Here is a 25,577-nt window from a genome sequence, read left to right on the forward strand (position 1 = left end):
CGATATTCCTGTTGTTATTGAGAGTGGCTTTGTACATTCGTCAATATTGTATTAACAGCCTGATCAACGCCAATCGGCTTCCATACTGGCTCAATTAAATGTTTTCCCTGCCAGTCTAACCAAATTCTTTCCAAGGCCATGGCAATACCCTCAGAATCGCCTTCAGCACTTAAATATGCCCCTCTATCAAGCAACATTTGATCCAGCTGTGGATTGCGGTGGGTAATACCCCAGATAGGACGACCGGCCCAGAGGTAATCGTAGAACTTGGATGGAATGTACTCGGCACACCACTCATCATTACCATGCAGCAATATCAAAACATCTGCCTCTTGCATCTTCTCGACAACTCGCTCGCGCCCAGACTTACCGCTGACAGGATCTTTTTCTAAACGACCATGCGCAAGCAATACATCAGAAAATTCCAATTGATTGATTGCCTCAAGCGATAGAGAGTCTAGAGGAGCACCATACGCATGGACACGAATTAAATTTCTAGCTTCTGGATATTTCTTAAACAGAGGAACCAGGCCATTCAATACAGTTGAAAGTGATCGGTCATTGGCTAGCGAACCAAAATGACAAAGATTGAGTTGGGAGGTGTAAGAATGCGCCCTATTGGCATTAAGACTGCCAGGAGGCTCAGCACCAGGGGTGACTACAAAGCCATGAGCATTGTGAGGTGTATTGAGATTGGGATTACGCACCTTTGCATAATGCAAAGCTCCTTCAGTAAACCACCAGACCTTGTCAGAAAAACGAGTGAGTTGGTTTTCTAAATAATGCCTAAATCGAGCATCGCGGTTTTTAGGTTTCTCAAATCCTGGATCACTGGGATTCTTACGAATGACTAATGGGTCATGTACTTCGGAAATCAATTCAATACCGGTTGCTTTCTTGAGCCATACGCCAGCTAAGTGAGCAGACCAAGCGCTCCCAACAGACATCACCACATCAACTTTACCTGCACGAATGAGCCTCCAGCCATGTAAAAAGGCTGGCAACGCCCATGACCATTGACTGGAGTAGCCAAGGCAAAGCTTCTCAATTGCAATGAGTGGCGCCAATAGGATCGAAACCGTTCTAGTAGTGATCTTGTAGATGAATCCACGGCCATATTTATTAGCCACCCAATGACGAAAGTCAAAACGAAAGCCTGAAGGACCCCAAGCAATAAATTGGTAATGCGGAAAGCGCTGATCTTTGATACCAGTGATGGCACTGAACACAATCGGCTCAACACCCGCTTCTAATAAATAAGGTATTTTGTCGGTAATGGTTAAGCTAGCTGCACGACCATCCATATTGAATGCATGAGTCAAAATCAACCAACGCTTTTTTTCAGTCACCGCAGGCAAAGAAATAGTCACTCAGGTGGCTCGACTAGTTGCCAGCAACAATGGACATCACAGCCATGCGCACTGCAATTCCAAAAGTCACTTGATTCAAGATGACGGATTGAGGACCATCGGCGACGATTGAATCAATCTCAACGCCGCGATTCATGGGGCCAGGATGCATCACGATGGCATCGGCTTTGGCTAAGGCAAGGCGAGTAGGGTTTAAGCCATACTGCTTAAAGAAAGCATCACCCTCGGGAACCTGACCAGCCTCCATACGCTCCTTTTGAATGCGCAGTGTCATCACGACATCCACATCCTTTAAGCCTTCTTCCATGCTATGGAACACTTTGACACCCAACATATTTAGATCGCTTGGAAGCAGGCTTTCTGGACCAATCGCACGAATGTCTTCGCAACCCAAAGTCGTAAGGGCATGGATATTCGATTTAGCAACGCGGCTATGAACAATATCGCCCACAATCGCCACTTTCAAACCTTTAAAGTTTTGCTTAAAGTGACGCATCGTATACATATCCAACAATCCTTGCGTTGGATGTTGATGGCTACCATCACCTGCATTCACAACGTGAACATGTGCTGGTACGTGATTCGCGATTTCAATGGGGGCTTTAGATACGCTATGACGCACCACAAAAATATCAGCCTGCATTGCCACTAGATTATCAATGGTGTCGAGCAAGCTCTCACCCTTGGCTGTAGACGAGGTTGAAATATCTAAATTAATCACATCTGCTGATAAACGCTTAGCAGCGATTTCAAAAGTGGTTCTAGTACGAGTAGAGTTTTCAAAGAACAGATTAAATACGCTTTTGCCGCGCAGTAACGGGACCTTCTTCACCTCGCGGGCAGGATCTGTCACGCTCACAAACTGTTGCGCAGTATCTAAAATATGCAGAATCTGCTCCTTAGGCAAGCCCTCTAGAGTGAGAAGATGCGTTAGTTCTCCAGCCGCATTAAATTGATTCACTAGCTGACTCATTACTCACGCCCCTCTAGCTGAAAGCTGAACTTGCCAGCGGTATCTTTTTCTAAAACCAGAATTTGGTTTTCCGGAACCTGTACCTGCTCACCTACAAAATTAGCGGTTATTGGTAATTCACGATTTCCTCGATCAGCAAGGACCATGAGCTCGACTTGCGCAGGCCTTCCAAAATCAAATAACTCATTGAGAGCTGCTCGAACAGTTCTACCAGTAAGCAACACATCATCAATCAAAATGACATTGGCACCGTTTACATCAAAAGGTAAATGCGTAGTCATAGTGCTAGCAGTACGTAAAGCAGTCATGCCTTTTTCTGCGTAGTCATCCCGATGAAAAGCGACATTAATTATTCCAAAGTGTGTAAGCCCTAAATCATGGGCGAGCCGCTCGGCAATCCATGCACCACCCATAGCAAGGCCAGCAAGCTCAAAAGAGCCCTCTTGCGCTCTCTTGCGCAAGTTCTCTAGTAATTTTCCGTATAACTGTTCAGCATTCATTCTCTGGTCCGGACTCTATATAAGATCTATTTCTTTTTCTAGCGATTAACTTAATCTAACTTCAGGGCTTCACGTTATGTTCTGCAAAATACTGCTCCAAAATGAGGGCTGCAGAGTGCGCATCTAGATTGTCGTGCATCTTGGAGTCCCCCTCCAAAACTGCAGAGGTATAGCGCTCATCTACCCAGAAAACCGGCAACTGAAAGCGGCCATGCAACTGATTGCCGAAGCGGACCGCCTTTCCAGTCATTTCATGGGGGGTGCCGTCTGGGTGGACTGGTCGGCCAACCACCAATTGGTCTGGCTGCCACTCTTTCAAGAGTTTCTCAATCACCTGAAAAAGAACGTCACTACTTGGCGCTGCAATGGTCTTCAAAGCTTGGCCTGCTTTTGTCACAGAGTTTCCGACTGCCACACCCACTCTACGAGTTCCATAATCAAATGCCATCAGCGTCAATGCGTCAGGCATGCCCAGCCTCTCCAGACAGATGAGACAAATCAAAACCTAAGTGACTCACAGATTTTTCATAACGCTGGCTTGATGGGGTATTGAAAATGATCTCAATCATTTGTTCACGTGCTAGCGGCACATTCATCCAGCCATTCAGCGTAATCTCTTCCTCAAGCTGACCAGCGCCCCAGCCGGCATAACCTAAGGTCATCAAAAAATGTTGCGGACCTTTGCCGGCAGCTACAGCTTCAAGGACGTCCTTGGATGTAGTCATCGTCAAGCCGCCCGGAATAATTAATGAAGAACTATAAGGCGAGAGTGCATCAGACTCATGCAAAACAAAGCCGCGCTCTATTTGAACTGGGCCACCAAAATATACCGGCTGCTTTAATAAAGGAGCAATCTCCAATTTCAACTCAATCTTGTCAAAGAGCGTTTCCAAATCGACCTCAGTAGGCCGATTGATGACCAAACCCATTGCACCCCTCTCGGTATGCTCAAACAGGTAAATCACAGAACCAGCAAAATTAGGGTCCACCATGCCCGGCATAGCAATTAAAAACTGATTGGCGAGATGGTCTGCGGAAAAGGAAATTGATGACTCTGATACAGAAGCTCGTTCTGAAGCAGGGGGTGCTTTTTTAGCCGAAGTCATAAGGCTTATTTTACAGAATATCTAGATTTTTCCGGCAATCCAGTAAGCAAAAAGACCAACTATTTCATGAACGAGGATGTTCCAGTTGTGGGCTCCATCCACCAAGTCAAACATTGTCCACTGAAGGCTATTAGCCGTTTGATAATCGACCAACATTGGAAGCACTTCTAAACCCTGTTTTTGGAAAATCTTGGTAGAGCGGTACATATGGCTGGCGGAGGTAATTAGAAGCCATGGCTTAAGCTCCCCTGATTCTGTTTTTAAGCCAAACTCCTCAATCATTGGCTTCATATGAAGCACATTCTCATAGGTATTTCGAGACTGATTTTCGTAATGCGCGTTCTGCTCGCTTAAGCCCTGCTCTTGAATCAACTGCTTAAATGCATCCGCCTCTGTCACCCCCTTAGGTGTTATGCGCCCTGAATAACCACTGAATATGAATGGCACATTGGGCTTCTTACGTATTAACTCGAACGCTTTGGTCACCCTTTCAGCGGATGAGTAGATTGAAATCTCGCCACGATCAACGGCAATCTCTCCCCCTTCAATGGCGCCGCCCAGAATAATGATGCCGCCCACTTCATTATTCGATAATTTTGTAATCTCAGTTTTGGGCACGGTATTTTCAAGCGCTCTGAGAAACACCTCAGATGCAGGAAGCCAACCCACCAATGCAAGGTCTATCAAAGCCAGCACCAAAAATCTCTTGCAGAGGTGCGGTTTTCGCAAGGACAAAAAGAACAGGGCCAGTAATACAAAAATAGGCACCCAATTGAGTGGCTCAATGCAAAATTGCACCACCTTCGAGAGAATAAAAAAGATCGTATCCATAATTCCTTAGGATCTTAACCTGTCTGCTCTGCCTAACCGCCTGCATTTACCTTGAATAAGCCCTAATATAGGGGCTATGCAAAAAGCTCTCGTTTGGCTCCGCCGTGACCTCCGCCTCTATGACAATGCCGCGCTTCACCACGCCCTAAAAGAAAGTGGCCAAGTTTGGCTTACCTTCATTTTTGATACAGACATTCTCAAACCCTTATTGAAGGGTGATTTAGATGCCAATGGACTCAAGCATGATCGCCGTGTAGATTTCATCTGGCAGGGCATAAAGCAAATTGATGATGAGCTTCGCAAACAAGGTGGTGGACTCATCGTGCGCTTCGGAAAACCCACTGAATGCATCCCAGAAATTGCAAAAGAGTTAGGTGTAGAAACCGTCTTCACAAACCATGACTACGAACCATCAGCGATTGAGAGAGATGAAACTGTTAAAGCATCCCTAACAAAGTTAGGAATTGATTTTGAAAGTTTTAAAGATCAAGTCATTTTTGAGAAAAAAGAAATTCTTACAAACTCAAATACCGTCTTTTCCATTTTTACGCCTTATAAAAATAACTGGCTCAAGACTCTGCAAGAAAAAGATCTTGCTGCCTATGAGTGCAACCCAAAGCCTAAGCAATTGGGGGCCTTACCAAAAAAATTAGATCAAAAATTGCCTTCTCTTGAGTCGATGGGATTTTGCCCCACCGGCATTGAAAGCTATCTACCACCTGGCTCCAAGGGCGGTCAAACCTTTTTAGAAGACTTCCTACCCCGCATTGATCAATACCAAATCGGTAGAGACTTCCCGGCAATTAAAGGTGTTAGCTATCTCTCTACGCATTTACGCTTTGGCATGCTTTCTATCAGAGGCTTGGTACGTGAAGCCCATCGTCGGATGTTGGCTGGTAGCATGGGTGCAACCATTTGGTTAAGTGAACTGATTTGGCGTGATTTTTATTTCATGATTCTGGCTAATCATCCTCGCTTAGCCACAGGCGCATCTTTTAAACCAGATTATGACAACATCGTTTGGGAATCTGGCTCTAAAGCAAAGAAGCTATTTGCTGCTTGGTGTGAAGGCAAAACAGGATATCCGCTTGTGGATGCAGCCATGCATCAACTCAACCAAAGTGGCTATATGCATAACCGCCTACGCATGGTGGTAGCGAGCTTTCTGACTAAAGATCTGGGAATAGATTGGCGCTGGGGCGAAGCCTACTTTGCAGAACATCTCAATGACTTTGAGCTTTCCTCTAATAACGGTGGATGGCAGTGGGCTTCTTCATCAGGATGTGATGCGCAACCCTACTTCCGTATCTTTAACCCCATTACCCAGTCAGAAAAATTTGATCCAGAAGGTAAATTTATTAAACGCTACCTGCCAAAATTAGAAAAGCTCTCTAAGAAATCTATCCATGCCCCCTGGAAAGCTGGCCATATTGAGCTCGAGGCTGCCGGGATCATAATCGGACGAGACTACCCTCTACCAGTAGTAGATCACGATGAAGCGCGCAAAAATACCTTGGTTCGTTACAGCGTGGTTAAAAAAGTCGCCTAATACACAGAATCATTAGCGCCCTATTCACAGTTCCGATTTAAGATAGCGTATGAGCAAGATCTACGCCGTAGGCGATGTACAGGGTTGTGCGCCCTCTCTCAAAGCCCTAGTCAAGAAACTTCCAAAAAAATCGAAGATGATTTTTTTGGGGGATCTCGTCAATCGTGGACCAGACTCGCTTGGTGCATTACGCCAACTCAAAGCCTTACAAGAATCAGGTCGCGCTGAATGCATCTTAGGCAATCATGATCTACATCTCTTAGCGATTGACGCAGGACTTCGAAAATCCAAAGGCCTGGACACTATTGAACCCATACTGTCGGCACCAGATCGCAAAGAGCTGATTCATTGGATTCGTAATCGACCCATGGCTTTGAGCAATGGCAAAGTATTAACAGTTCATGCAGGAGTCTTGCCGCAATGGGATCTGCAGCAAACCATTGAATGCGCGCAAGAAGTGGAAAAAACTTTACGCGGTAAATCGTATAAAGATTTTCTAGCTAATATGTATGGCAATACACCAAATCAGTGGAGCAAGTCTCTGAAAGGTTATGAGCGCCTACGCGTGATTACCAACACCTTAACCAGAATGCGTTTCTGCACACCAACTGGAAAAATGGAATTTGAGAGCAAAGAAGGCTTGGAGCAAGGTCCCAAAGGCTATATCCCTTGGTTCACAGTCCCAGGCAGAAAGACTCAAGACGTTCTTACCTATTTCGGTCACTGGTCAACATTGGGCTTGCTACGTCAACACAATGTGATTGGCTTAGACACTGGCTGCGTATGGGGCGGCAAGCTCTCTGCCCTAGAAATCTCCAGCTCAAATAAAGACTCTAAAAATCTAGAGCTCATTCAGGTAAGTGGTTACGACCACCCACTCAGAATGTAAACAATCAGAAATATTGATTATTTAATCCTTAAAGCTCAAAGCTTTTTAAAGGATTTCTCAGCAGCAGCAATGATCGCATCGATTACTGCATTGTCATGTGCTATGGAAGTAAATCCGGCTTCGTAGGCAGATGGCGCCAAATACACACCTTCATCCAGCATGAAGTGGAAGAACTTCTTAAACGCCTCAATATTGGTTTTAGTAACTGCTTCATAGGTAGTTGGCACTTGATCAGCGAAGTAAAAGCCAAACATACCGCCAACGCTATCCACAGCAAAAGGAACGCCGGCCTTATCTGCAGATTGTTTTAAGCCTGCCATTAACTTTTCTGTTTGGCCAGTCAAGCATTCGTAGAAACCTTCGCGAGAAATAATCTCCAAAGTTTTTAATCCTGCAGCAACCGCTACTGGATTACCGGATAAAGTGCCCGCCTGATAAACATTACCCAAAGGGGCAAGCTTATTCATGATCTCCTTCCTGCCACCAAAAGCCGCCATAGGCATGCCGCCGCCCATGACCTTGCCAAGGCAAGTGAGATCAGGGGTTATGCCCTGCAAGAACTGAGCGCCACCTAAGGCGACCCTAAAACCAGTCATCACTTCATCGTAGATTAAGACGCTACCATGCTTACTAGTCAAACTTCGAATAGCCGCTAAAAATTCTTTTGAAGGCTGAATGAGATTCATATTGCCGGCAATCGGCTCCAAGATCACAGCAGCGATCTGATCTCCCTGCTTTTTAAAGACTTCCTCAATTGCTGCCACATCGTTATACGGCAGAACTAAAGTGTGCTTCACCAAATCCTGTGGAACACCACCAGAAGAAGGCGCATTTTGGGTAGAGTCGGCAAAGGTAAGTAAGCCTGAACCTGCTTTAACTAAGAGACTATCGGCATGGCCGTGATAGCAACCCTCAAACTTGATAATCAAGTCACGGCCAGTGTAACCACGAGCCAGACGCAAAGCACTCATCGTTGCTTCAGTGCCACTAGAAACCATACGCACTTGTTCGACACTCGGCATAAGTGCACAGATACGCTCAGCCAATTCAATCTCGCCTTCAGTGGGGGCACCATAACTAAAGCTAGTTTCAGCAGCTTTCTGAACCGCAGCCACCACCTCAGGATTGGCATGACCCACAATCATTGGGCCCCAAGACATAATTAAGTCGATATAACGCTGATCATTGGCATCCCAGAAATAAGGGCCTTGGGCTCTTGTAACAAAACGGGGAGTTCCGCCCACCTGACGAAATGCTCGCACTGGAGAATTGACGCCCCCAGGAATTGTCTTTTGTGCACGCTCAAATAAAACTTCGTTTTGATCTACTTTTGCCATCATTGCTTCCGAATTAAATTGCCATCATTTCAAAATCTTCTTTACGGGCACCGCACTCTGGACAAGTCCAGTTCATGGGAACATCTTTCCAAAGCGTTCCAGGTGCAATACCTTCATCAGGCAAACCAGCGGCTTCGTCATAAACCCAACCGCAGATCAAACACATATATGTTTTAAATTCCATTACCTTGCTCTCCACATATTTTTAGTTACTTTAAGCTGGTCGCTTAGCATGCATCTCGAACTTGAATAAACGGCACTCCAAAGGACCATTAAATAAAGGGGTGCGCTTAGATTCTTTGATGCGTAGCTGACCTGGCAGAGCCATATCCGCAGTCAAAACAAAGATATTCCAGCCACCAAAATCATCTTTGAGATGCTGTCCAAATTGACGCAAAAACTCGACAAACTTTGGATCCTGCTCTTCTTGGGCTTGAAGCTTCTTCAGGGATTCACGACTTGAACGTTTAGCACTTTGACGACCAGTCTCTAAGTTCAATTCAAAACGATTATCAGGTTCATCATCGTAATCAGAATCTTCACTAGAAGCACGATCCTGACCACGTCCACCCTTAATTACCAGACGCTCGCCATAAGGAGGGTTTAATAACATTACACCCTCGCTAAGATTGCCCGGTGCTTTTGCAGCCAAGGCGTCCACCTGACGTACCACTGGCTGATCGGGCAATTGGGCTCTTTGCCAATTACCTTTGAACATCGATACTAATTTCTCGTTAATATCGCCACCGGATATTTTCAGAGCATCGACATTGGGATATTGCTTACGCTTTTCCAGCATCAAAGCAAGTGCCGCCTCTTTCAAATCTACCCAGCGCTTTTGCTCAGCAGCTTCATTAAACGGCTTGAGCCTTTGAAACCCAAAACCGTGGGCTGATGTCACTAAAGGGCGATAAGCTAATCGACTTGGTTTGGCATCATCGCCATACATGCCCGCACGAATAGTGCCCGGTGGAACGCCTAGTGCTATCTGCGCAGCCTCAATTAAGAAGGTGCCACTACCGCACATAGGATCAAATAGGGTTTGGCCTGGTTTCCAAGCAGTAATCGATAAGATGCCAGCGGCTAAATTTTCCTTTAGAGGTGCATCACCCTTTTCATCGCGCCAACCTCGCTTAAACAATGCTTCACCCGAAGTATCCAAATAAATCGTGATTTGAGTAGCTGTTAAATGGGCCTGCACTCGTACGTCCGGAAAAGCAGTATCGATACTAGGACGATCGCCAGTCACATCACGTAAACGATCAACGATGGCATCTTTAATTTTGAGCGTTGCAAAATTTAAGCTCTTTAATGGTGAGCGATGTGCCGTCACATCAACTCGCAAAGTTTGCTTTGAACTAAACCATTCCTCCCATGCCAAACCGCTCGCTAATTTATATAAGTCTTCTTCTTGCCTATAAGGCGCCTGGGCCATTTGCAATAACACCCGACTCGCAATACGGGAATGCAAGTTCAGCGCCATAGCAGCAGAAATCGGTGCAGCAAGACCAACACCACCCGTAGGGCTAGTTGGCGTAGGATCAATTACCCATGTCCCCAAGGCCTTACATTCTGGGCGTCCAGCAATCTCTGCTAGCTCCTGGGCAAGCGGCACTTCCAAACCGCCTGGACAAACAACGAAAAATCTCATGAGGCTAACAGTCGTTAAATGGGGGGATTAAAAAATAAAATAGTAATAAGCGGTATTAAAAAACTGGTCTTAAGGCTTAAACAACACTAAGACAACAATAATGACCAGCAAGATCACTGGGACTTCATTAAACCAACGAAACCAAACGCCAGATCGATTATTTACGCCTGCACGAAACTTTTTGAGCAAACTTAAACAGGCATGGTGATAGCCGATAACTAAAATCACAAAGAACAATTTGGCATGCATCCAGATACCGCCAGCACCAATGCCAAAGTAAAGCCATAGCGTCAGACCTAGTAGTACCGCTGGCACGGCCAAGATAGTCATAAAGCGGAAGAGGCGGTCCGCCATATCCAATAAACGGGCATAAGCGTCAGAGTTTTTTTCTTCGGCCAAGTTCACAAAAATTCTGGGCAGGTAAAACAAACCGGCAAACCAGGATGTGATGAATACGATGTGAAAGGTTTTTACCCAGAGGTAGGCGTTGTTCATATGTAGTTTGCTCTATTTATCTTTTTACTTTAGGTCCGAATCTCACCATGACCCATGACCACATACTTCAATGAGGTCAAGCCATCCAGGCCAACAGGGCCACGGGCATGCAATTTATCATTAGAGATGCCGATTTCAGCCCCTAAGCCATATTCAAAGCCATCCGCAAAGCGAGTGCTGGTATTGACCATCACACTGGCGCTATCCACTTCACGCAAGAAGCGATCGGCCTGCGCTTTATTATTAGTAATAATGGCATCCGTATGTTTGCTGCCATATTGCTCAATATGATTCATGGCTTCATCAATATTAGCCACTGTCTTAATAGATAAGATGGGAGCCAAGTACTCAGTTTGCCAATCTTCTTCTTTGGCATCGACCAGATTCTGAAAGCCATTTGCCTCAAGGGTTTTGCGAGTCAAACTATCAACTCGTAACTCCACACCTTTATCTTGATAAATCTTGCAAAGCGTTGGTAAGACTTTCTGTGCAATATCTTGATTGACTAACAAGGTCTCCATCGCATTGCAAGGGGCGTAGCGTTGAGTCTTGGCGTTATCACATACCTTCACTGCCATTGCTATGTCCGCATCAGCATCAATATAAGTATGACAAATTCCATCTAAGTGCTTAATCATCGGTACACGCGCTTCAGCCATGAGGCGGGCAATCAAACTCTTACCACCGCGGGGTACGATCACATCAATGTATTGGGTCATTGTGATCATTTCACCTACTGCACTGCGATCGGTAGTAGTCACTACTTGCACAGCATCTTTAGGCAAGCCAGCAGCAGCCAGACCCTCTTGAATAATCTGGGCTAATAAAGTATTGGAATCAATTGCTTCGGAACCACCACGCAAAATCACGGCATTGCCAGACTTTAAGCACAATGCAGCTGCATCGATAGTGACGTTTGGGCGAGACTCATAAATGATGCCAATAACACCCAAAGGTACGCGCATCTGACCCAACTCAATGCCGGAAACCTGCTTTTGCAAAGCAGAAATTTTGCCAATCGGATCATCCAAAGAAACAATTTGTTCTAAACCCAAAGCCATGGTTTCAATAGTCTTGGGAGTCATAGTTAAGCGATCAATAAAAGCGGCATCTTGCCCATTTGCTTTCGCACGCTCTACATCCACTTGATTAATCTTCTGAATCTCGGCAGCCTTCTGACGAACTACTTTAGCAATATGTAATAAAGCCTGATTCTTTTGCTCGCTAGATGCGCGCGCCATTGCACGCGATGCAGCGCGTGCTCGCATCCCAATGTCTTGCATCATTTCTTGAATGGATGAACTCATTTCTTAATCTCTTATTTCTTAACGAAGTAAATTACCAACTAAACGTAAGCCATCCCATGGGTCGGCAGGCAATTCAGCCGCATGCAAACCCTTTACTTGGCGATCTAGTCCTGCAGCTAACTGCATTGCTCTTCGCAGCTTGAGGGGCTGAACCCTTCTCAAGGCTGCTGGGTATAAACGTTCTTTATTTCCCCAAATCCGGTTGGCCCGCATCAAGTTCTGCACTGATTCGCCCGCATCGCTTGCAGCCTTCAATTTAGATAGTATTCGAAGCTCTTCAGTTACGCTCCACAGAATCAATACCAGCGGCTCACCCTCGCCTTTGAGGCCATCTAGCATGCGATTGAGCCTAGCCAGATCTCCAGCCAGCATTGCTTCAGTCAATTCGAACACGTTGTAGCGCGCTACCTTCAGAATGGATGAGCGAATTTGCTCCTCGCTTAGTTTTCCGACGGGATATAACAAACCCAACTTCAAAATTTCTTGATGAGCAGCAATGAGATTGCCCTCTACCTGCTCAGCAATAAATTCAAGTGCACGCTGACCCTCTGGACCCGGCCCTACCTCTTGATCTTGGCGCTTAAGTCGTCCAGCGATCCACTGTGGCAAATGACTGCGATCCAAAGAATCAATCTGGATTGCCATACCAGCATCATCTAAAGCACTGAACCAAGCAGAAGTCTTGGTCTTGCCATCCAAGCGAGGCAACACAATACAGACAACTGTATCTGGACCATCTGACCCCATAGGCTGCGCAGCAATTTGAGATGCGAACTGCTTAAGAGCGTCAGCTCCATCGCGTCCAGGCTTACCAGTTGGAATGCGTAGTTCAACCCAACGCTTATCGCCAAATAAAGACATGGTCTGACCAGCACTCAGAAGAGCGCTCCAATCAAATCCACGCTCTTGTAATAGCACTTCGCGTTCGGTGAAGTTTTGTTTCTTGGCAGCGGACCGCAATTGATCCATCGCTTCCATCATCAATAGCGGCTCATCACCGCTAAAAACATACAGCGGCAACATAGCGCCACCAGAACTCAAAGACTTGAGGTGCACTTGCAAGGCATCAACTTTAACCATGCCTTAATTGACCTCTAGAAAGCTCTTGATTGCTGCGCTCTTGCAGCAGCAACGCGACGTAAGATTTGAATGGCCAAATCCTTACGCATGAGGGTTAAGAATTGCTGAATTTGAACATCGGTAGCCAAAACAGTGGAAGCCGTGAAGTCCATATCGCGAGTCATGTAAATCTCTGCCTCAGGCACGATTTCTGCTCCAGCCAAGTCGTAGGCTCTAAAGCCAACACGAATATTGAGGCGATATGCAGAGACTTGACCGTTGGAGTTGTAAGCCAAAATCTCGCGACCATTGATATCGTTAGTAATTTCCAAGATGAGATCTGCATCTTTAGGATTGATAGCAACTTTCGCATCCGTACCCGTCAGAATCGCCGTCTGTAAGTCTGCCCTGAGTGGTGGGGATGGGTTACCAGTAATTGCAATGACCTTGAATGGTAAATCCACCATACCGCGCAGACGAAAGCCGCAAGCGATCAATCCACTGAATGGGGCAGTAGCAATTAAGCCTAGCATTGCACGACGAAGGGAATTTACGCTCATGTCTCTTTTTCTATTTAAGCAACAATATTGACCAAACGTCCAGGCACCACAATTACCTTTTTCGGTGAATTTCCATTCAAAGCTTTTTGTGCGGGCTCACTTTGTAAAGCCAATGACTCAACTTGCTCTTTACTTGCATCTGCTGGCACCTTAATGTCACCACGCAACTTGCCATTAATCTGCAACATCAAAGTCAGTTCAGTCTGCACCAATGCCGCTTCATCTACCGAAGGCCATGGAGCATCAAGCAAAGGCCCGTAAGTCTTTGTATAAGCAAGATCTTTCCACAACACATGAGTCATGTGCGGAACCACAGGATAGAGAACGCGTAATAAGATACTTAAGCATTCACGCAAGACAGGTGCACTAATGTCAGCATTCTGCTCCAACTTGATAGGCTCAAGAATATTGAGCATCTTCATCGCAGCAGAAACCACCGTGTTGTATTGACGACGTTGATAGTCAAAATTAGCTTGCTTCAAAATCGTATGCACTTCACGGCGCAGTTCTTTTTCAGCATCGCTCAAGTTGCTAGGCAAGCTATCAGAAGCGTCACGCAATGCGCCTGCTTGAGCGCTGGAATACATCCAGACACGACGCAAGAAACGAGAGGCGCCATCCACACCAGCGCCAGACCACTCTAACTGTTGCTCAGGAGGGGCGGCAAACATCACAAATAAACGCGCAGTATCTGCGCCATATTGATCAATTAATGATTGAGGATCAACGCCATTGTTCTTGCTCTTAGACATCTTCTCAACACCACCAATGATGACTGGTGTATTTGAAGCGTCACCTATCAACTTGGCGCCTTGCGGACGACCCTTCTCATCAAGATCTAATTCCACATCCAAGGGATTAAGCCAAGTCTTTTTACCCGAAGCATCTTCAGAGTAATAGGTCTCATTGAGGACCATTCCTTGGGTCAGCAAATTCTGGAAGGGCTCGTCAAACGTGATGAGATTGAGATCGCGCATGACCTTAGTCCAGAAACGCGCATAGAGTAAATGTAAAATCGCATGCTCAATGCCACCAATGTACTGGTCCATCGGCATCCAATATTCATTGCGCTCATCGACCATGGTCTTAGCATTAGGTCCGGTATAGCGCATGAAATACCAAGAGGAATCCACAAAGGTATCCATAGTGTCAGTTTCACGACGCGCAGGCTTGCCACACTTCGGACACTTCACATTCAAGAAGTCAGCGCGCTTATTGAGTGGATTACCACTGCCATCGGGTACACAATCTTCCGGCAATACTACTGGCAGGTCTGCCTCCGGCACGGGCACAGCACCACAACCTGAATTGCTCTCATCGCCACAATGAATAATCGGAATCGGCGTACCCCAATAGCGCTGACGAGAAATTCCCCAATCACGCAATCGATAGGTAGTCTTGATTTCGCCAATGCCGAGCTTTTCAAATTCTTTCGCAACAGCGCTCACCGCCTCTTCATGCGACAAGCCATCAAACTGAGCACTGTTAAAACAAACTACCCCTTCTTTTTGGGCATACCAATCCTCCCAACGAGTGGCATTAAACATTGGCGACTCGCCTTTGAGCGCAATCACTTGCTTAATTGGTAAGTCATACTTCAGCGCAAAAGCAAAGTCGCGCTCATCGTGAGCCGGCACGCCCATAACTGCGCCATCGCCATAAGACATTAATACGTAATTACCAACCCAAACAGGCACTGGCTCATGAGTCAAAGGATGTGTGACGTATAAGCCAGTAAACATCCCCTCTTTTTCTTGAGTAGCTAAATCAGCCTCGATCACGCTACCGGTCTTGCATTTCTCAATAAATGCGGCGAGCTCGGGATTGTTAGTGGCTGCCTTGGCAGCCAATGGATGCTCAGCTGCTACAGCGCAGAACGTAACACCCATGATGGTGTCTGCACGGGTAGTGAACACATACAAAAGGCCATCTTGAATAAAGTTACCGTGATCATCAGCAATATCGTGCTTAAAAGCAAAACGTACACCACGGCTTTTGCCGATCCAGTTTTGCTGCATGATCTTGACGCGCTCAGGCCAGCCCAAGCTATCTAAACCAGAAAGCAATGGTTCTGCATACGCAGTGATATTGAAGTAATAACCAGGGATCTCGCGCTTCTCTACTAAAGCGCCAGAGCGCCAACCACGACCATCAATCACCTGCTCGTTCGCCAAAACCGTTTGATCAATTGGATCCCAATTCACCACTTGCGTTTTGCGATACGCGATACCTTTTTCGAGCATCTTTAAAAAGAGCCACTGGTTCCAACGATAGTAGTCAGGACTACAGGTAGCAACTTCACGTGACCAATCAATCGCTAAACCCATCGCAGCCATTTGCTTTTTCATATAAGCAATGTTGTCGTAGGTCCATTTAGCGGGAGGAACTTTATTCTGAATAGCTGCATTTTCTGCAGGCATGCCAAAGGCATCCCAACCCATAGGCATGAGGACGTTATAGCCCTGCATACGGAGCTGACGTGTCATCACATCGTTAATGGTGTAGTTGCGTACGTGCCCCATGTGGAGCTTGCCAGATGGATAAGGCAACATTGAGCAGGCGTAGTACTTTGGCTTCTGTTTACCCTGCGCATCCACTGCGTTCTCGGCTACTTGATAGACTTGCGCACTTTCCCAATCAGCTTGCGCTGCCGCTTCAATACTGCGGTAGTCGTAATCCTTACTCATTCTTCGACAACTCTTTTCTTCTATTTTTAATTGATTGACTAATTATTTACGTAAGCCGAGAACATCTTGCATATCGAATAAACCAGAATTTTGGTTTTGCAAGAAACGGGCTGCACGCAATGAACCTTGCGCATAGGACTGACGGCTTGAAGATTTATGACTGATTTCAATACGTTCGCCATCACCTGCAAATAAGACAGTATGGTCACCAACAATATCGCCACCACGAATCGTTGCAAAACCAATAGAGCCTTCTTTACGTTCACCGGTATGACCTTCGCGTGCATACACGGCAACGTTATCGAGCTTTTCACCTAAAGCATCCGCAATCACCTCACCCATCTTGAGTGCAGTACCAGATGGAGCATCCACCTTATGCTTATGATGCGCTTCAATAATCTCAATGTCATAACCTTGATTGAGCATCTTTGCCGCGATCTCTAGCAACTTAAAAGTGGCATTCACACCCACGCTCATGTTTGGCGCAAAAACAATTGCTAGCTTTGCTGATGCATTTTTCAAGCTCGTAATTTGATCGGCAGTCAGACCCGTAGTACCAATAATCATTTTGGTGCCCGTCTTCTCAGCAACAGCCAAATGGGCCATCGTGCCTTCAGGCCTAGTGAAGTCGATTAAAAATTGTGCATTAGCTAAAACCTGGGGGACATCAGAAGAAATGAGTACGCCAGTTTTTTTACCCAAGAAGGCGCCAGCATCTTCACCCAACTGTGGGCAAGCATTATGCTCAAGCGCACCAACCAACTGCGCATCAGTTGTATTGAGAACGGTCTCAATCAACATCTTACCCATACGGCCTGTTGCGCCTGCAATTGCAATCTTCATCATTTTTCTTCGCTTCTGGTTAAAAGTTGCTAAAGGAACTCACTTCAGCATCAACACATAAGTAATTTTTACTTGGCTTCACTAGCCTGCGGAACATTAAGAGCGCCAGACCCCAATGGCTCAGGCTGAACATTTGGATCCTTTTTAGAAAAACTAAAAAAGTCCCAGAATGAACTACCAGTAGTAGCTGGTGGTATGGCCGCACCCGCTGCCAAATTATCCGTTTTACTTGGCACCATCAGTTCTGGTTGCTGCAATGGCGGGGTAACAGGTGGCTTATTGGATCCCGTAATGACATCCCAGAATGAACGTTTGGTTTTAGAGTAGTTATCGATCTCGGCAACCATCTCAACTTCTGTAGGCAAAGCATCACCGTCAAACTTCACTACTTTGTCGCCATCAAAGAACACTGTGACATGACGATCTTTGCCCATGACCTGACCAGCACGCTTGAATTCAAAAATATAATCCCAGCGATTCGCATGGAAGTAACTTGCCAATAACGGAGTGCCTAAAATTTGACGCACCTGCTCACGAGTCATACCTAATTGCAACTTAGCGTACTGCTCGCTAGAAATGAAGTTGCCCTGCACAACATCTGGAACATAAGGTCTAAAAACCTTATTCATCCAAGCGCGTTGAGTTTCATCAACGGCAGAAGTGCATCCAACCACCCCCATCAATCCCAATAGAGCCAGGGACACCAGCCCCAATCGAGCAGGGGAATAAACACCCTTCAAAAACGGGTTCAAAAAGCGGGTAAAAAGTTCAAGGCAATTTTGCATGGCTGGCCGTATCATTAAGATATTGATTTTAGCTCCCAATGCCATAAATATGACCCAAAACCCTAGTCCTGAAGATTTACGCGATATTGGCCTAAAAGCTACCGGCCCAAGGATGAAAATCCTCGATTTTTTTCATCAAAACGGCGGAACCCACTTTAGCGCCGAAGATGTCTTCATGGCCCTAGCCAAAGAAGACAAAGAGATCGGTCTGGCAACGGTTTACCGGGTACTTACCCAATTTGAACGGGCTGGCCTTCTACTGCGTAGCCATTTTGAATCTAGCAAAGGTGATAGCAGGGCGATTTATGAATTGAATGAGGGTCAGCACCATGACCATCTGGTTTGTATCGATTGTGGCCATGTAGAGGAATTTGTAGACGAAGCCATTGAAAAAAGGCAGCGCGATATTGCTAAAAACCTGGGTTTTAAGCTCCAAGAGCATTCTTTGGCCATGTATGGCCACTGCCTGAAGAAAAATTGCCGCAACAAACAAGCTAAATAAAATTGCCAAAATAAGCAGTTTTCATCACTGCAGAAGCAAAAAAGACCCCAAATTGAGGTCTTTTTTACAAAATTAAGCCTAAAAAGAAGATTTAAGTATTTTTTAACAACTTTTAAGTACTCTTAACTACTCTTATCTATTTTTTCTTACTTGACAGCCATTAACGCTTCAGCAGCATTGAGCATCTGCACTGAATAACCCCATTCGTTGTCATACCAAGCTAGTACTTTGACCAACTTGCCATCTGCAGAGACGCGAGTTTGGGAGGCGTCATAAATACTTGGGCGTGGATCGTGGTTAAAGTCAATGGATACCAAGGGCAATGTATTGAAGCCCAAAATACCTTTGAGCTCCCCTTCGCTAGCAGTCTTGAGAATGGCATTCACTTCGTCAACGCTGGTGGCGCGACTAGCAGCAAAAGTGAGGTCGACAACAGAAACATTAATGACTGGTACACGCATTGCGAAGCCATCAAAGCGACCTGCCAATGCCGGCAAAACTAAACCAACTGCCTTAGCAGCACCTGTCTTCGTTGGGATCATGCTGGTAACAGCAGAACGCGCACGACGCATATCCTTGTGATACACATCTGTTAACACTTGGTCATTAGTAAATGCATGAATAGTAGTCATCAAACCAGATTCAATGCCGATCTTTTCTAAGAGCGGTTTAACTAATGGAGCCAAACAGTTTGTTGTGCAACTGGCATTAGATACAACCACATCGTTTGGCTTCAGCACATTTTGATTTACGCCGTACACAATAGTTGCGTCTACATCTTTTTCACCAGGAGCAGAAATCAATACTTTCTTTGCGCCCTGCTCAATATGAATCATGGCCTTTTCTTTTGAAGTGAACTTACCAGTACATTCCAAAACCAAATCAACGCCTAATTCACCCCATGGAGTTTCCGCAGGATTACGAGTGCAGAACATTTTGATGCGATCGCCATTAACCACCATGTAATCACCATCAACAGACACATCTGCTGGGAAGCGGCCATGCGCAGAGTCATATTTTGTAAGGTGCGCGTTAATAGCAATATCACCCATCGCATTAATTGCGACGATCTGGATATCACGACGTGGCTTGCCGTTTACTTGATCTTCATAAAGAGCACGTAATACCATGCGGCCAATACGCCCATAACCATTAATTGCGACACGAATTGTCATTTATTTCCCCTTACTAATATTGAATTTATTTCGTATTTTTATTATTTCTTTGCAATGCATTGTTTAACTGTCTTTGCAATCCGGTCAGCCGTTAATCCAAAATATTCATACAACACTGGTGCTGGCGCTGATTCGCCAAAGGTATCTACGCCATGAACTGCTGCGCAGCCATACTTCCACCAGAAATCACTCACGCCCGCTTCAACTGCAATGCGCGGAATATTCGCAGGCAATACTTTTGCTTTGTAGGCAGCATCCTGTTGATCAAAAACAGTGGTTGAAGGTATCGAAACCACGCGAATACCTAAACCTTCTTTTTCCAACTGCTGCACAGTTTGTAATGCAAGCGCAATTTCAGAACCAGTCGCAATAATGACTGCATCAATCTTGCCAGAAGGATCACGCAAAACGTAACCGCCACGAGCGATTTCTTTAATTTGTGCAGGGGTACGAGATACAAATGGGCAATTCTGACGACTAAAGATTAGGGCGCTAGGTCCATTCTTACGTTCAATGGCTGAGCCCCAGGCTACAGCACTCTCTGTGGTGTCACAAGGACGCCAAACCATGAGGTTTGGAATAAGGCGCAAGCTAGCAACATGCTCTACAGACTGATGGGTTGGACCATCTTCACCCAGGCCAATTGAGTCGTGGGTGAAGACAAAAATACTGCGCAACTTCATCAATGCAGCCATACGCAAAGCGTTACGACTGTAATCGGAGAAAGTTAAGAATGTGCCGCCAAATGGGATATATCCACCATGCAAGGCAATACCGTTCATGATGGCGCTCATGCCAAATTCACGCACGCCATAGTTGATGTGATTACCCCATTGATCAGCGCGCACAGGTTTGCATGAAGGCCAATTAGTTAGGTTGGATCCTGTTAAGTCGGCAGAGCCTCCCATGAATTCTGGCAAGGCAGGTGCCAAAGCTTCGATCGCGTTCTGGCTTGCTTTACGAGTCGCAATGGTTTCTGCTTTAGTTTGGCAAGTTTTTAAGTACGCATTTAATGTAGATGAAAAATCTTGAGATAAATCACCCGCCATACGACGTTGCAATTCAGCAGCAAGTTCTGGAAATTTGTTTTTGTATTTCTGAAATTCTTTATTCCACTCGTGTTCGGCAGCTTGACCGCGCTTTTTAAAATCCCATGCCGCATAAATATCTTTTGGAATTTCAAATGGCGCGTATGGCCAATTCAATGCAACACGAGTTTCAGCAATTTCAGTCGCGCCCAGTGGCGAGCCATGCACTTTATCGCTGCCAGCCATATTTGGCGAGCCTTGACCAATCGCGGTCTTGCAGCAAATCAGGGTTGGCTTATCGCTCTTTTTAGCCTTTGCAATCGCAGCTGATACAGCCTCTGCATCATGCCCATCAACAGCGCGAATGACGTTCCAGCCATAAGCCTCAAAACGCTTTGGCGTATCTTCGTTAAACCAAGAAACGACTTTGCCATCAATCGAGATACCATTGTCATCCCACAATGCAATTAACTTATTGAGTTTGAGTGTGCCAGCCAAAGAACATACTTCATGGCTAATGCCCTCCATCAAACAACCATCACCTAAAAATACATAGGTGAAGTGATCAACAATATTAAAGCCAGGACGATTAAATTCTTCTGCCAATAATTTTTCAGCAAGCGCCATTCCTACTGCATTCGAAATTCCTTGACCCAATGGACCCGTAGTTGTTTCTACGCCGGGAGTAATTCCATACTCAGGATGTCCCGGAGTTTTGCTATGCAATTGACGGAAATTTTTCAACTCCTCAATTGGCAAGTCGTAACCAGAAAGATGCAAGAGTGAGTACAACAACATTGATCCATGGCCATTGGATAAAACGAAACGATCACGATCAATCCAATGTGGATCTGTTGGATTATGTTTTAAATGTTCATTCCAAAGACCAACAGCAATATCTGCCATACCCATTGGCATGCCAGGGTGACCTGAATTTGCCTGCTGTACTGCATCCATGGATAAGGCGCGAATGGCATTTGCCATACGAATTTGAAGATTTGACATCGTAAAAGTGGTCTCTGGAAAATTAATTGGCTATATTTCAGTAATGCCTCAATTTTATCTTCCCGGACCATGGGAATCCCAAAAGCCAACCGCCCTCCCCCCAGAGGTTGCCCACCATTTGCGCGTGAGACGTGTCCAAACCGGGGAATTTTTCCCTGTATTTGATGGAAAAGGCCAGGTAGCCAAGGGGGAACTACTCTCTTTGAACGGAAAAACGGGTCAAGTTCAGTTGACGGATATCCGCACAGATACCCACCGCGAGACCCCATATGCCATTACTTTGGCTCAAGGCTTAGCTGGTGGCGACAAAATGGACTGGATTGTTGAAAAAGCAGTAGAGACTGGCGCCCAAAATATTGCCCCAATGCAATGTGAGCGTTCAATCCTCAAGCTTACCCGCTCTAGCGACCAGGAACGCGCCCAAAAGCGTCTAGCCCACTGGGAAGGGATCATTCAAGCTGCATGCGAACAATGCGACCGCACCGTCTTTGCAAGCCTGGAACCCATTCAAACGTTTGAAGCGTATTTGAAGGCGAGCCCCAAACCCGCACTTAAGTTATTACTCAGTCCAGATGCCACCAAAAGCCTGTATTCAGTGCTAATACAAAATGATCCTCAAGATATCGTCTTAATGATCGGCCCCGAAGGAGGTCATACCCCTGAAGAGGAGGCGCAAGCGCAAGCAGCAGGCTATCAATTGGTTTCACTGGGGGAGCGGGTACTCAGAACAGAAACAGCGGGTGTAGTGGCTATTACAGCCGTACACAGCATATGGAATCCTGAAATGCAAAATCGCCTCAAATAGAGGCGATTTATAGGGCTTACAAGACTTTAGCGATTAAGCAAAAGAATAGAAAACGCGGTATGGAGTGCGGCGCTCGGCCCAGAAATCAACGGCATCGCGGAAAACATCCAACAATGTTTCACGAGCTTCTTTGTCAAACTTCTGAGTGCAAGGCAGTCCTTCGAGCACCACTACAAATCCAGGCTGTGGGCCAGACTTGTCTACGGTAGTCGTCAAGGCATCTAACAAAGGATCGTAATTTTTTGCCTGCTGCTTAGTAAATTTGTAGGCAATCGCAATTGACTCCAATACTTCACCTTTAGTCATAGCATTGGCGCAATTGGCATAAATAAAGTGTTGACCCAATTCAGTTGCCGCTTCCTGCAAATCAGGAGTGCGGAAAGCGCGAATGGATTGAACGATATTAGGGCGCACACTGCGCAACATTGCCGGCGGTCCGGCATCGCGAACGGCCAAAGCGGCACGCCAAGAAGCTGTCACTTTTTTCCCCGAAACTTGATTTGCTGCATAGGTTTGTAAACGAGATAAACCGCCTTCAGCATAAATGTTGGCAGCGGATGATTCGGTTTCCAGTCGATCATTGCTATCCCAACTTTCAGCACGGCTATGTTCATCGAAGCTGGCTGTATTGCTGTTTTCAGAGCGATTATTCATGATGGGTGCTAGGTTACCCGTAACACGCCATCAAATCAAGCCCAAATACAGTGCATTTTATGTAAAGCACTGATTTATATAGAAATAACATATGTAAGTTATTGCTAACTTACATATGTTACCGATTCTTACGTAATGCCTCTGGCGTTGCTCGCTGCCTCTACAACCGCCAAAGTTGTCACATTCACAATACGGCGCACAGTTGCGGCTGGAGTGAGAATGTGAATTGGCTTAGCAACGCCTAGCAACAAGGGGCCGATTGCAATGCCATTGCCTGCTGCTGTTTTTAGCAAGTTATAAGAAATATTGGCAGCATCGATATTTGGCAGAACCAATAGGTTGGCATCGCCCTTCAGTGAAGATGAAGATACTGCACCTTCACGAATGCTTGCATCTAAAGCGCTATCGCCATGCATTTCTCCGTCAACCTCTAAAGTTGGATCTGCCTTTTGGAGCAATGCCAACACTTCACGCATCTTGACTGCAGAGGGGGCGTTGCTAGAACCAAAATTGGAATGGGAAAGTAATGCAACTTTAGGAGCTAGTCCTAGCTTACGCATTTCACTTGCAGCCATGAGAGTGAGGTCTGCTAACTGTTCAGCAGTAGGATCAAGATTGATATGAGTATCCACTAAAAATACTTGGCGACCGGGAAGAATCAAACCTGACATCGCACCATATACATTTGCACCAGGCTCATGCCCAATCACTTCATCAATATATTTCAAGTGCGTAGCGATATTGCCGACTGTGCCAGAAATCATGCCATCGGCAAAGCCTTTTTGAATCAACAGACTTCCAATCAAGCTATTGCGGCGACGCACTTCCAACTTAGCAAACGACTGAGTTACACCCTTACGCTCTGTGAGTGCAAGGTAGGTTTGCCAGAAATCACGGAAGCGTGAATCATTCTCTGGATTCACAATCTCAAAGTCATCTCCCGCCTTCATACGCAGGCCAAACTTCTCGATACGATGCTCGATCACTGCTGGGCGACCAATCAGAATTGGGGTAGCAAGATGCTCATCAATGATGATCTGCACTGCACGCAATACACGCTCATCTTCACCCTCAGCGAACACAATACGTTTTTGATTTGCTGGTACACGTTTAGCAATGCTAAAGAGTGGCTTCATCAAAGTACCTGAGTGGTACACGAATTGCTGCAACTGATTGCGATAGGCATCGAAATCTTTAATCGGACGTGAAGCCACGCCATCATCCATTGCCGCCTTAGCAACCGCAGGAGCAATGACTGTAATGAGACGTGGATCAAATGGTTTTGGAATTAAATACTCCGGGCCAAAGGATAAGTTATCGAGACCGTAAACAGAAGCAACCACTTCGCTCTGTTCTGCTTGAGCCAATTCCGCTACTGCCTTTACCGCTGCGACTTCCATGCCACGGGTAATCGTTGTTGCACCCACATCCAATGCGCCGCGGAAGATGAACGGGAAACACAAAACGTTATTCACTTGGTTCGGATAATCAGTACGGCCCGTTGCCATCACTGCATCTGGACGAACCGCTTTTACTTCTTCAGGCAAGATTTCTGGGGTTGGATTTGCCAAGGCATAAACCAATGGCTTCGGTGCCATCTTCTTCACCATGTCTTGCTTAAGCACACCGCCAGCAGAAAGACCTAAGAAAATATCTGCACCTTCAATCGCTTGATCAAGCGTGCGCAAATCCGTATCTTGGCAGAACGGCTCCTTTTCAGGGTCCATCAACTCTTTACGGCCTTTGTATGCAACACCAGCCAAGTCAGTAACCCAAATATTTTTACGCTGAATACCTAAATCAACCAATAGGTCTAAGCAAGCTAGCGCAGCAGCACCCGCCCCTGAGGTAACCAACTTAACGTCTTCTACTTTTTTACCAACCACCTTCAAACCATTGATGATGGCGGCTGCAACCACAATCGCTGTACCGTGTTGGTCATCATGAAAGACTGGGATCTTCATGCGTGCTTGCAACTTACGCTCAACGACAAAGCAATCAGGCGCTTTAATATCTTCTAAATTAATGCCGCCAAACGTTGGCTCTAGTGCCGCAATAATTTCTACTAACTTATCGGGATCGCTTTCATTAACTTCGATATCGAAAACGTCAATGCCGGCAAACTTCTTAAAAAGAACCGCTTTACCTTCCATCACCGGCTTACTTGCCAGCGGTCCAATATTTCCCAAGCCTAAAACAGCTGTACCGTTCGTAATAACGCCAACTAAATTTCCACGGGCGGTGTACTTGAATGCATTGGCCGGATCTTTAACAATTTCTTCGCAAGGAGCTGCAACGCCAGGCGTGTATGCAAGGGCTAAGTCTCGTTGATTGGTTAATTGCTTTGTTGGGGCAATTTCAATTTTTCCCGGAGTCGGAAACTCGTGGTACTGAAGCGCTGCCTCTCTTAAGGCTGCAATTTGTTGCTCTTTATTATTTTCTTTGCTCATCCACTAACTCGCTAAG

24 protein-coding genes are annotated in these 25,577 nt (G+C 45.9%); 4 read left to right on the forward strand and 20 right to left on the reverse strand.

Going from position 1 to position 25,577, the window contains the following annotated elements; translation table 11 throughout:
- Positions 1 to 14: 14 nt before the first annotated feature.
- From VC182_RS06095 to VC182_RS06120, 6 genes are all read right to left on the reverse strand, one after another.
- Positions 15 to 1,370 (reverse strand): hypothetical protein, encoded by a 1,356-nt coding sequence (locus VC182_RS06095; RefSeq protein WP_323484834.1) that lies wholly within the window; start codon positions 1,368 to 1,370, stop codon positions 15 to 17.
- Between the two features lie 13 nt (positions 1,371 to 1,383).
- On the reverse strand, positions 1,384 to 2,343 hold the full coding sequence (locus VC182_RS06100; RefSeq protein WP_072583327.1) for an aspartate carbamoyltransferase catalytic subunit: 960 nt from the start codon (positions 2,341 to 2,343) through the stop codon (positions 1,384 to 1,386).
- Positions 2,343 to 2,843, reverse strand: coding sequence for a bifunctional pyr operon transcriptional regulator/uracil phosphoribosyltransferase PyrR (pyrR, locus tag VC182_RS06105; protein ID WP_323484835.1), 501 nt, complete (start codon positions 2,841 to 2,843; stop codon positions 2,343 to 2,345). Before pyrR ends, VC182_RS06100 begins: the two co-directional genes overlap by 1 nt.
- Positions 2,844 to 2,904: 61 nt before the next feature.
- Complete coding sequence (gene ruvX, locus VC182_RS06110) at positions 2,905 to 3,312, reverse strand: Holliday junction resolvase RuvX (protein ID WP_072583329.1); 408 nt, start codon at positions 3,310 to 3,312, stop codon at positions 2,905 to 2,907.
- A complete protein-coding gene (locus VC182_RS06115) occupies positions 3,305 to 3,844 on the reverse strand; it encodes a YqgE/AlgH family protein (RefSeq protein ID WP_237767771.1) in 540 nt (179 codons plus the stop codon). The genes ruvX and VC182_RS06115 overlap by 8 nt, the downstream gene beginning before the upstream one ends.
- Positions 3,845 to 3,970: 126 nt before the next feature.
- Entirely contained in the window at positions 3,971 to 4,780 is an 810-nt protein-coding gene (locus VC182_RS06120; RefSeq protein ID WP_323484836.1) for a YdcF family protein, read from the reverse strand.
- A 76-nt stretch (positions 4,781 to 4,856) separates the two neighbouring features.
- On the opposite strand from VC182_RS06120, the gene VC182_RS06125 reads away from it, so the two are divergent.
- Together VC182_RS06125 and VC182_RS06130 are read left to right on the forward strand one after the other, a co-directional pair.
- A complete protein-coding gene (locus VC182_RS06125) occupies positions 4,857 to 6,329 on the forward strand; it encodes a deoxyribodipyrimidine photo-lyase (protein ID WP_323484837.1) in 1,473 nt (490 codons plus the stop codon).
- Positions 6,330 to 6,378: 49 nt separating this feature from the next.
- Positions 6,379 to 7,218 (forward strand): symmetrical bis(5'-nucleosyl)-tetraphosphatase, encoded by an 840-nt coding sequence (locus VC182_RS06130; protein ID WP_216121599.1) that lies wholly within the window; start codon positions 6,379 to 6,381, stop codon positions 7,216 to 7,218.
- 35 nt (positions 7,219 to 7,253) lie between these two features.
- Here VC182_RS06130 and hemL read toward each other — a convergent pair whose 3' ends face one another.
- The 10 genes from hemL to VC182_RS06180 form a co-directional block, all read right to left on the reverse strand.
- Positions 7,254 to 8,555 carry a glutamate-1-semialdehyde 2,1-aminomutase gene (gene hemL, locus VC182_RS06135; RefSeq protein ID WP_323484888.1) on the reverse strand — a complete coding sequence of 434 codons (1,302 nt, stop codon included), beginning with the start codon at positions 8,553 to 8,555 and terminating at the stop codon, positions 7,254 to 7,256.
- Between the two features lie 13 nt (positions 8,556 to 8,568).
- Complete coding sequence (locus VC182_RS06140; RefSeq protein WP_071464595.1) at positions 8,569 to 8,739, reverse strand: rubredoxin; 171 nt, start codon at positions 8,737 to 8,739, stop codon at positions 8,569 to 8,571.
- A 30-nt stretch (positions 8,740 to 8,769) separates the two neighbouring features.
- Complete coding sequence (locus VC182_RS06145; protein WP_323484838.1) at positions 8,770 to 10,206, reverse strand: THUMP domain-containing class I SAM-dependent RNA methyltransferase; 1,437 nt, start codon at positions 10,204 to 10,206, stop codon at positions 8,770 to 8,772.
- Between the two features lie 69 nt (positions 10,207 to 10,275).
- Entirely contained in the window at positions 10,276 to 10,701 is a 426-nt protein-coding gene (locus VC182_RS06150; RefSeq protein ID WP_323484839.1) for a CopD family protein, read from the reverse strand.
- Between the two features lie 29 nt (positions 10,702 to 10,730).
- Positions 10,731 to 12,008 carry a glutamate-5-semialdehyde dehydrogenase gene (locus tag VC182_RS06155; protein ID WP_323484840.1) on the reverse strand — a complete coding sequence of 426 codons (1,278 nt, stop codon included), beginning with the start codon at positions 12,006 to 12,008 and terminating at the stop codon, positions 10,731 to 10,733.
- An 18-nt stretch (positions 12,009 to 12,026) separates the two neighbouring features.
- Positions 12,027 to 13,088 carry a DNA polymerase III subunit delta gene (holA, locus tag VC182_RS06160; RefSeq protein ID WP_323484841.1) on the reverse strand — a complete coding sequence of 354 codons (1,062 nt, stop codon included), beginning with the start codon at positions 13,086 to 13,088 and terminating at the stop codon, positions 12,027 to 12,029.
- A gap of 14 nt (positions 13,089 to 13,102) precedes the next feature.
- Complete coding sequence (gene lptE, locus VC182_RS06165) at positions 13,103 to 13,627, reverse strand: LPS assembly lipoprotein LptE (protein ID WP_323484842.1); 525 nt, start codon at positions 13,625 to 13,627, stop codon at positions 13,103 to 13,105.
- Between the two features lie 14 nt (positions 13,628 to 13,641).
- The gene (leuS, locus tag VC182_RS06170) at positions 13,642 to 16,314 is read right to left on the reverse strand and encodes a leucine--tRNA ligase (RefSeq protein ID WP_323484843.1); all 2,673 of its coding nucleotides are present in this window, start codon (positions 16,312 to 16,314) and stop codon (positions 13,642 to 13,644) included.
- Positions 16,315 to 16,356: 42 nt separating this feature from the next.
- Positions 16,357 to 17,157 carry a 4-hydroxy-tetrahydrodipicolinate reductase gene (gene dapB, locus VC182_RS06175; RefSeq protein WP_072583339.1) on the reverse strand — a complete coding sequence of 267 codons (801 nt, stop codon included), beginning with the start codon at positions 17,155 to 17,157 and terminating at the stop codon, positions 16,357 to 16,359.
- Between the two features lie 68 nt (positions 17,158 to 17,225).
- The gene (locus VC182_RS06180) at positions 17,226 to 17,909 is read right to left on the reverse strand and encodes an outer membrane protein assembly factor BamE (protein WP_323484844.1); all 684 of its coding nucleotides are present in this window, start codon (positions 17,907 to 17,909) and stop codon (positions 17,226 to 17,228) included.
- An 82-nt stretch (positions 17,910 to 17,991) separates the two neighbouring features.
- On the opposite strand from VC182_RS06180, the gene fur reads away from it, so the two are divergent.
- The gene (gene fur / locus VC182_RS06185) at positions 17,992 to 18,444 is read left to right on the forward strand and encodes a ferric iron uptake transcriptional regulator (protein WP_072583439.1); all 453 of its coding nucleotides are present in this window, start codon (positions 17,992 to 17,994) and stop codon (positions 18,442 to 18,444) included.
- 146 nt (positions 18,445 to 18,590) lie between these two features.
- Here fur and gap read toward each other — a convergent pair whose 3' ends face one another.
- Together gap and tkt are read right to left on the reverse strand one after the other, a co-directional pair.
- Positions 18,591 to 19,619: a type I glyceraldehyde-3-phosphate dehydrogenase gene (gene gap, locus VC182_RS06190; protein ID WP_072583341.1), complete on the reverse strand. Its 1,029-nt coding sequence runs from the start codon at positions 19,617 to 19,619 to the stop codon at positions 18,591 to 18,593.
- A 41-nt stretch (positions 19,620 to 19,660) separates the two neighbouring features.
- Positions 19,661 to 21,652, reverse strand: coding sequence for a transketolase (tkt, locus tag VC182_RS06195; protein WP_323484845.1), 1,992 nt, complete (start codon positions 21,650 to 21,652; stop codon positions 19,661 to 19,663).
- 43 nt (positions 21,653 to 21,695) lie between these two features.
- Here tkt and VC182_RS06200 point away from each other — a divergent pair, with 43 nt between their 5' ends.
- Positions 21,696 to 22,457 (forward strand): 16S rRNA (uracil(1498)-N(3))-methyltransferase, encoded by a 762-nt coding sequence (locus VC182_RS06200; RefSeq protein WP_216121588.1) that lies wholly within the window; start codon positions 21,696 to 21,698, stop codon positions 22,455 to 22,457.
- Between the two features lie 33 nt (positions 22,458 to 22,490).
- Here VC182_RS06200 and VC182_RS06205 read toward each other — a convergent pair whose 3' ends face one another.
- Positions 22,491 to 23,111: a barstar family protein gene (locus VC182_RS06205; RefSeq protein ID WP_072583343.1), complete on the reverse strand. Its 621-nt coding sequence runs from the start codon at positions 23,109 to 23,111 to the stop codon at positions 22,491 to 22,493.
- Between the two features lie 128 nt (positions 23,112 to 23,239).
- Entirely contained in the window at positions 23,240 to 25,561 is a 2,322-nt protein-coding gene (locus VC182_RS06210; RefSeq protein WP_323484846.1) for an NADP-dependent malic enzyme, read from the reverse strand.
- Between the last annotated feature and the right edge of the window lie 16 nt (positions 25,562 to 25,577).

This window comes from Polynucleobacter sp. AP-Nickl1-40-C4, from assembly GCF_035012665.1.
GTDB lineage: Bacteria > Pseudomonadota > Gammaproteobacteria > Burkholderiales > Burkholderiaceae > Polynucleobacter.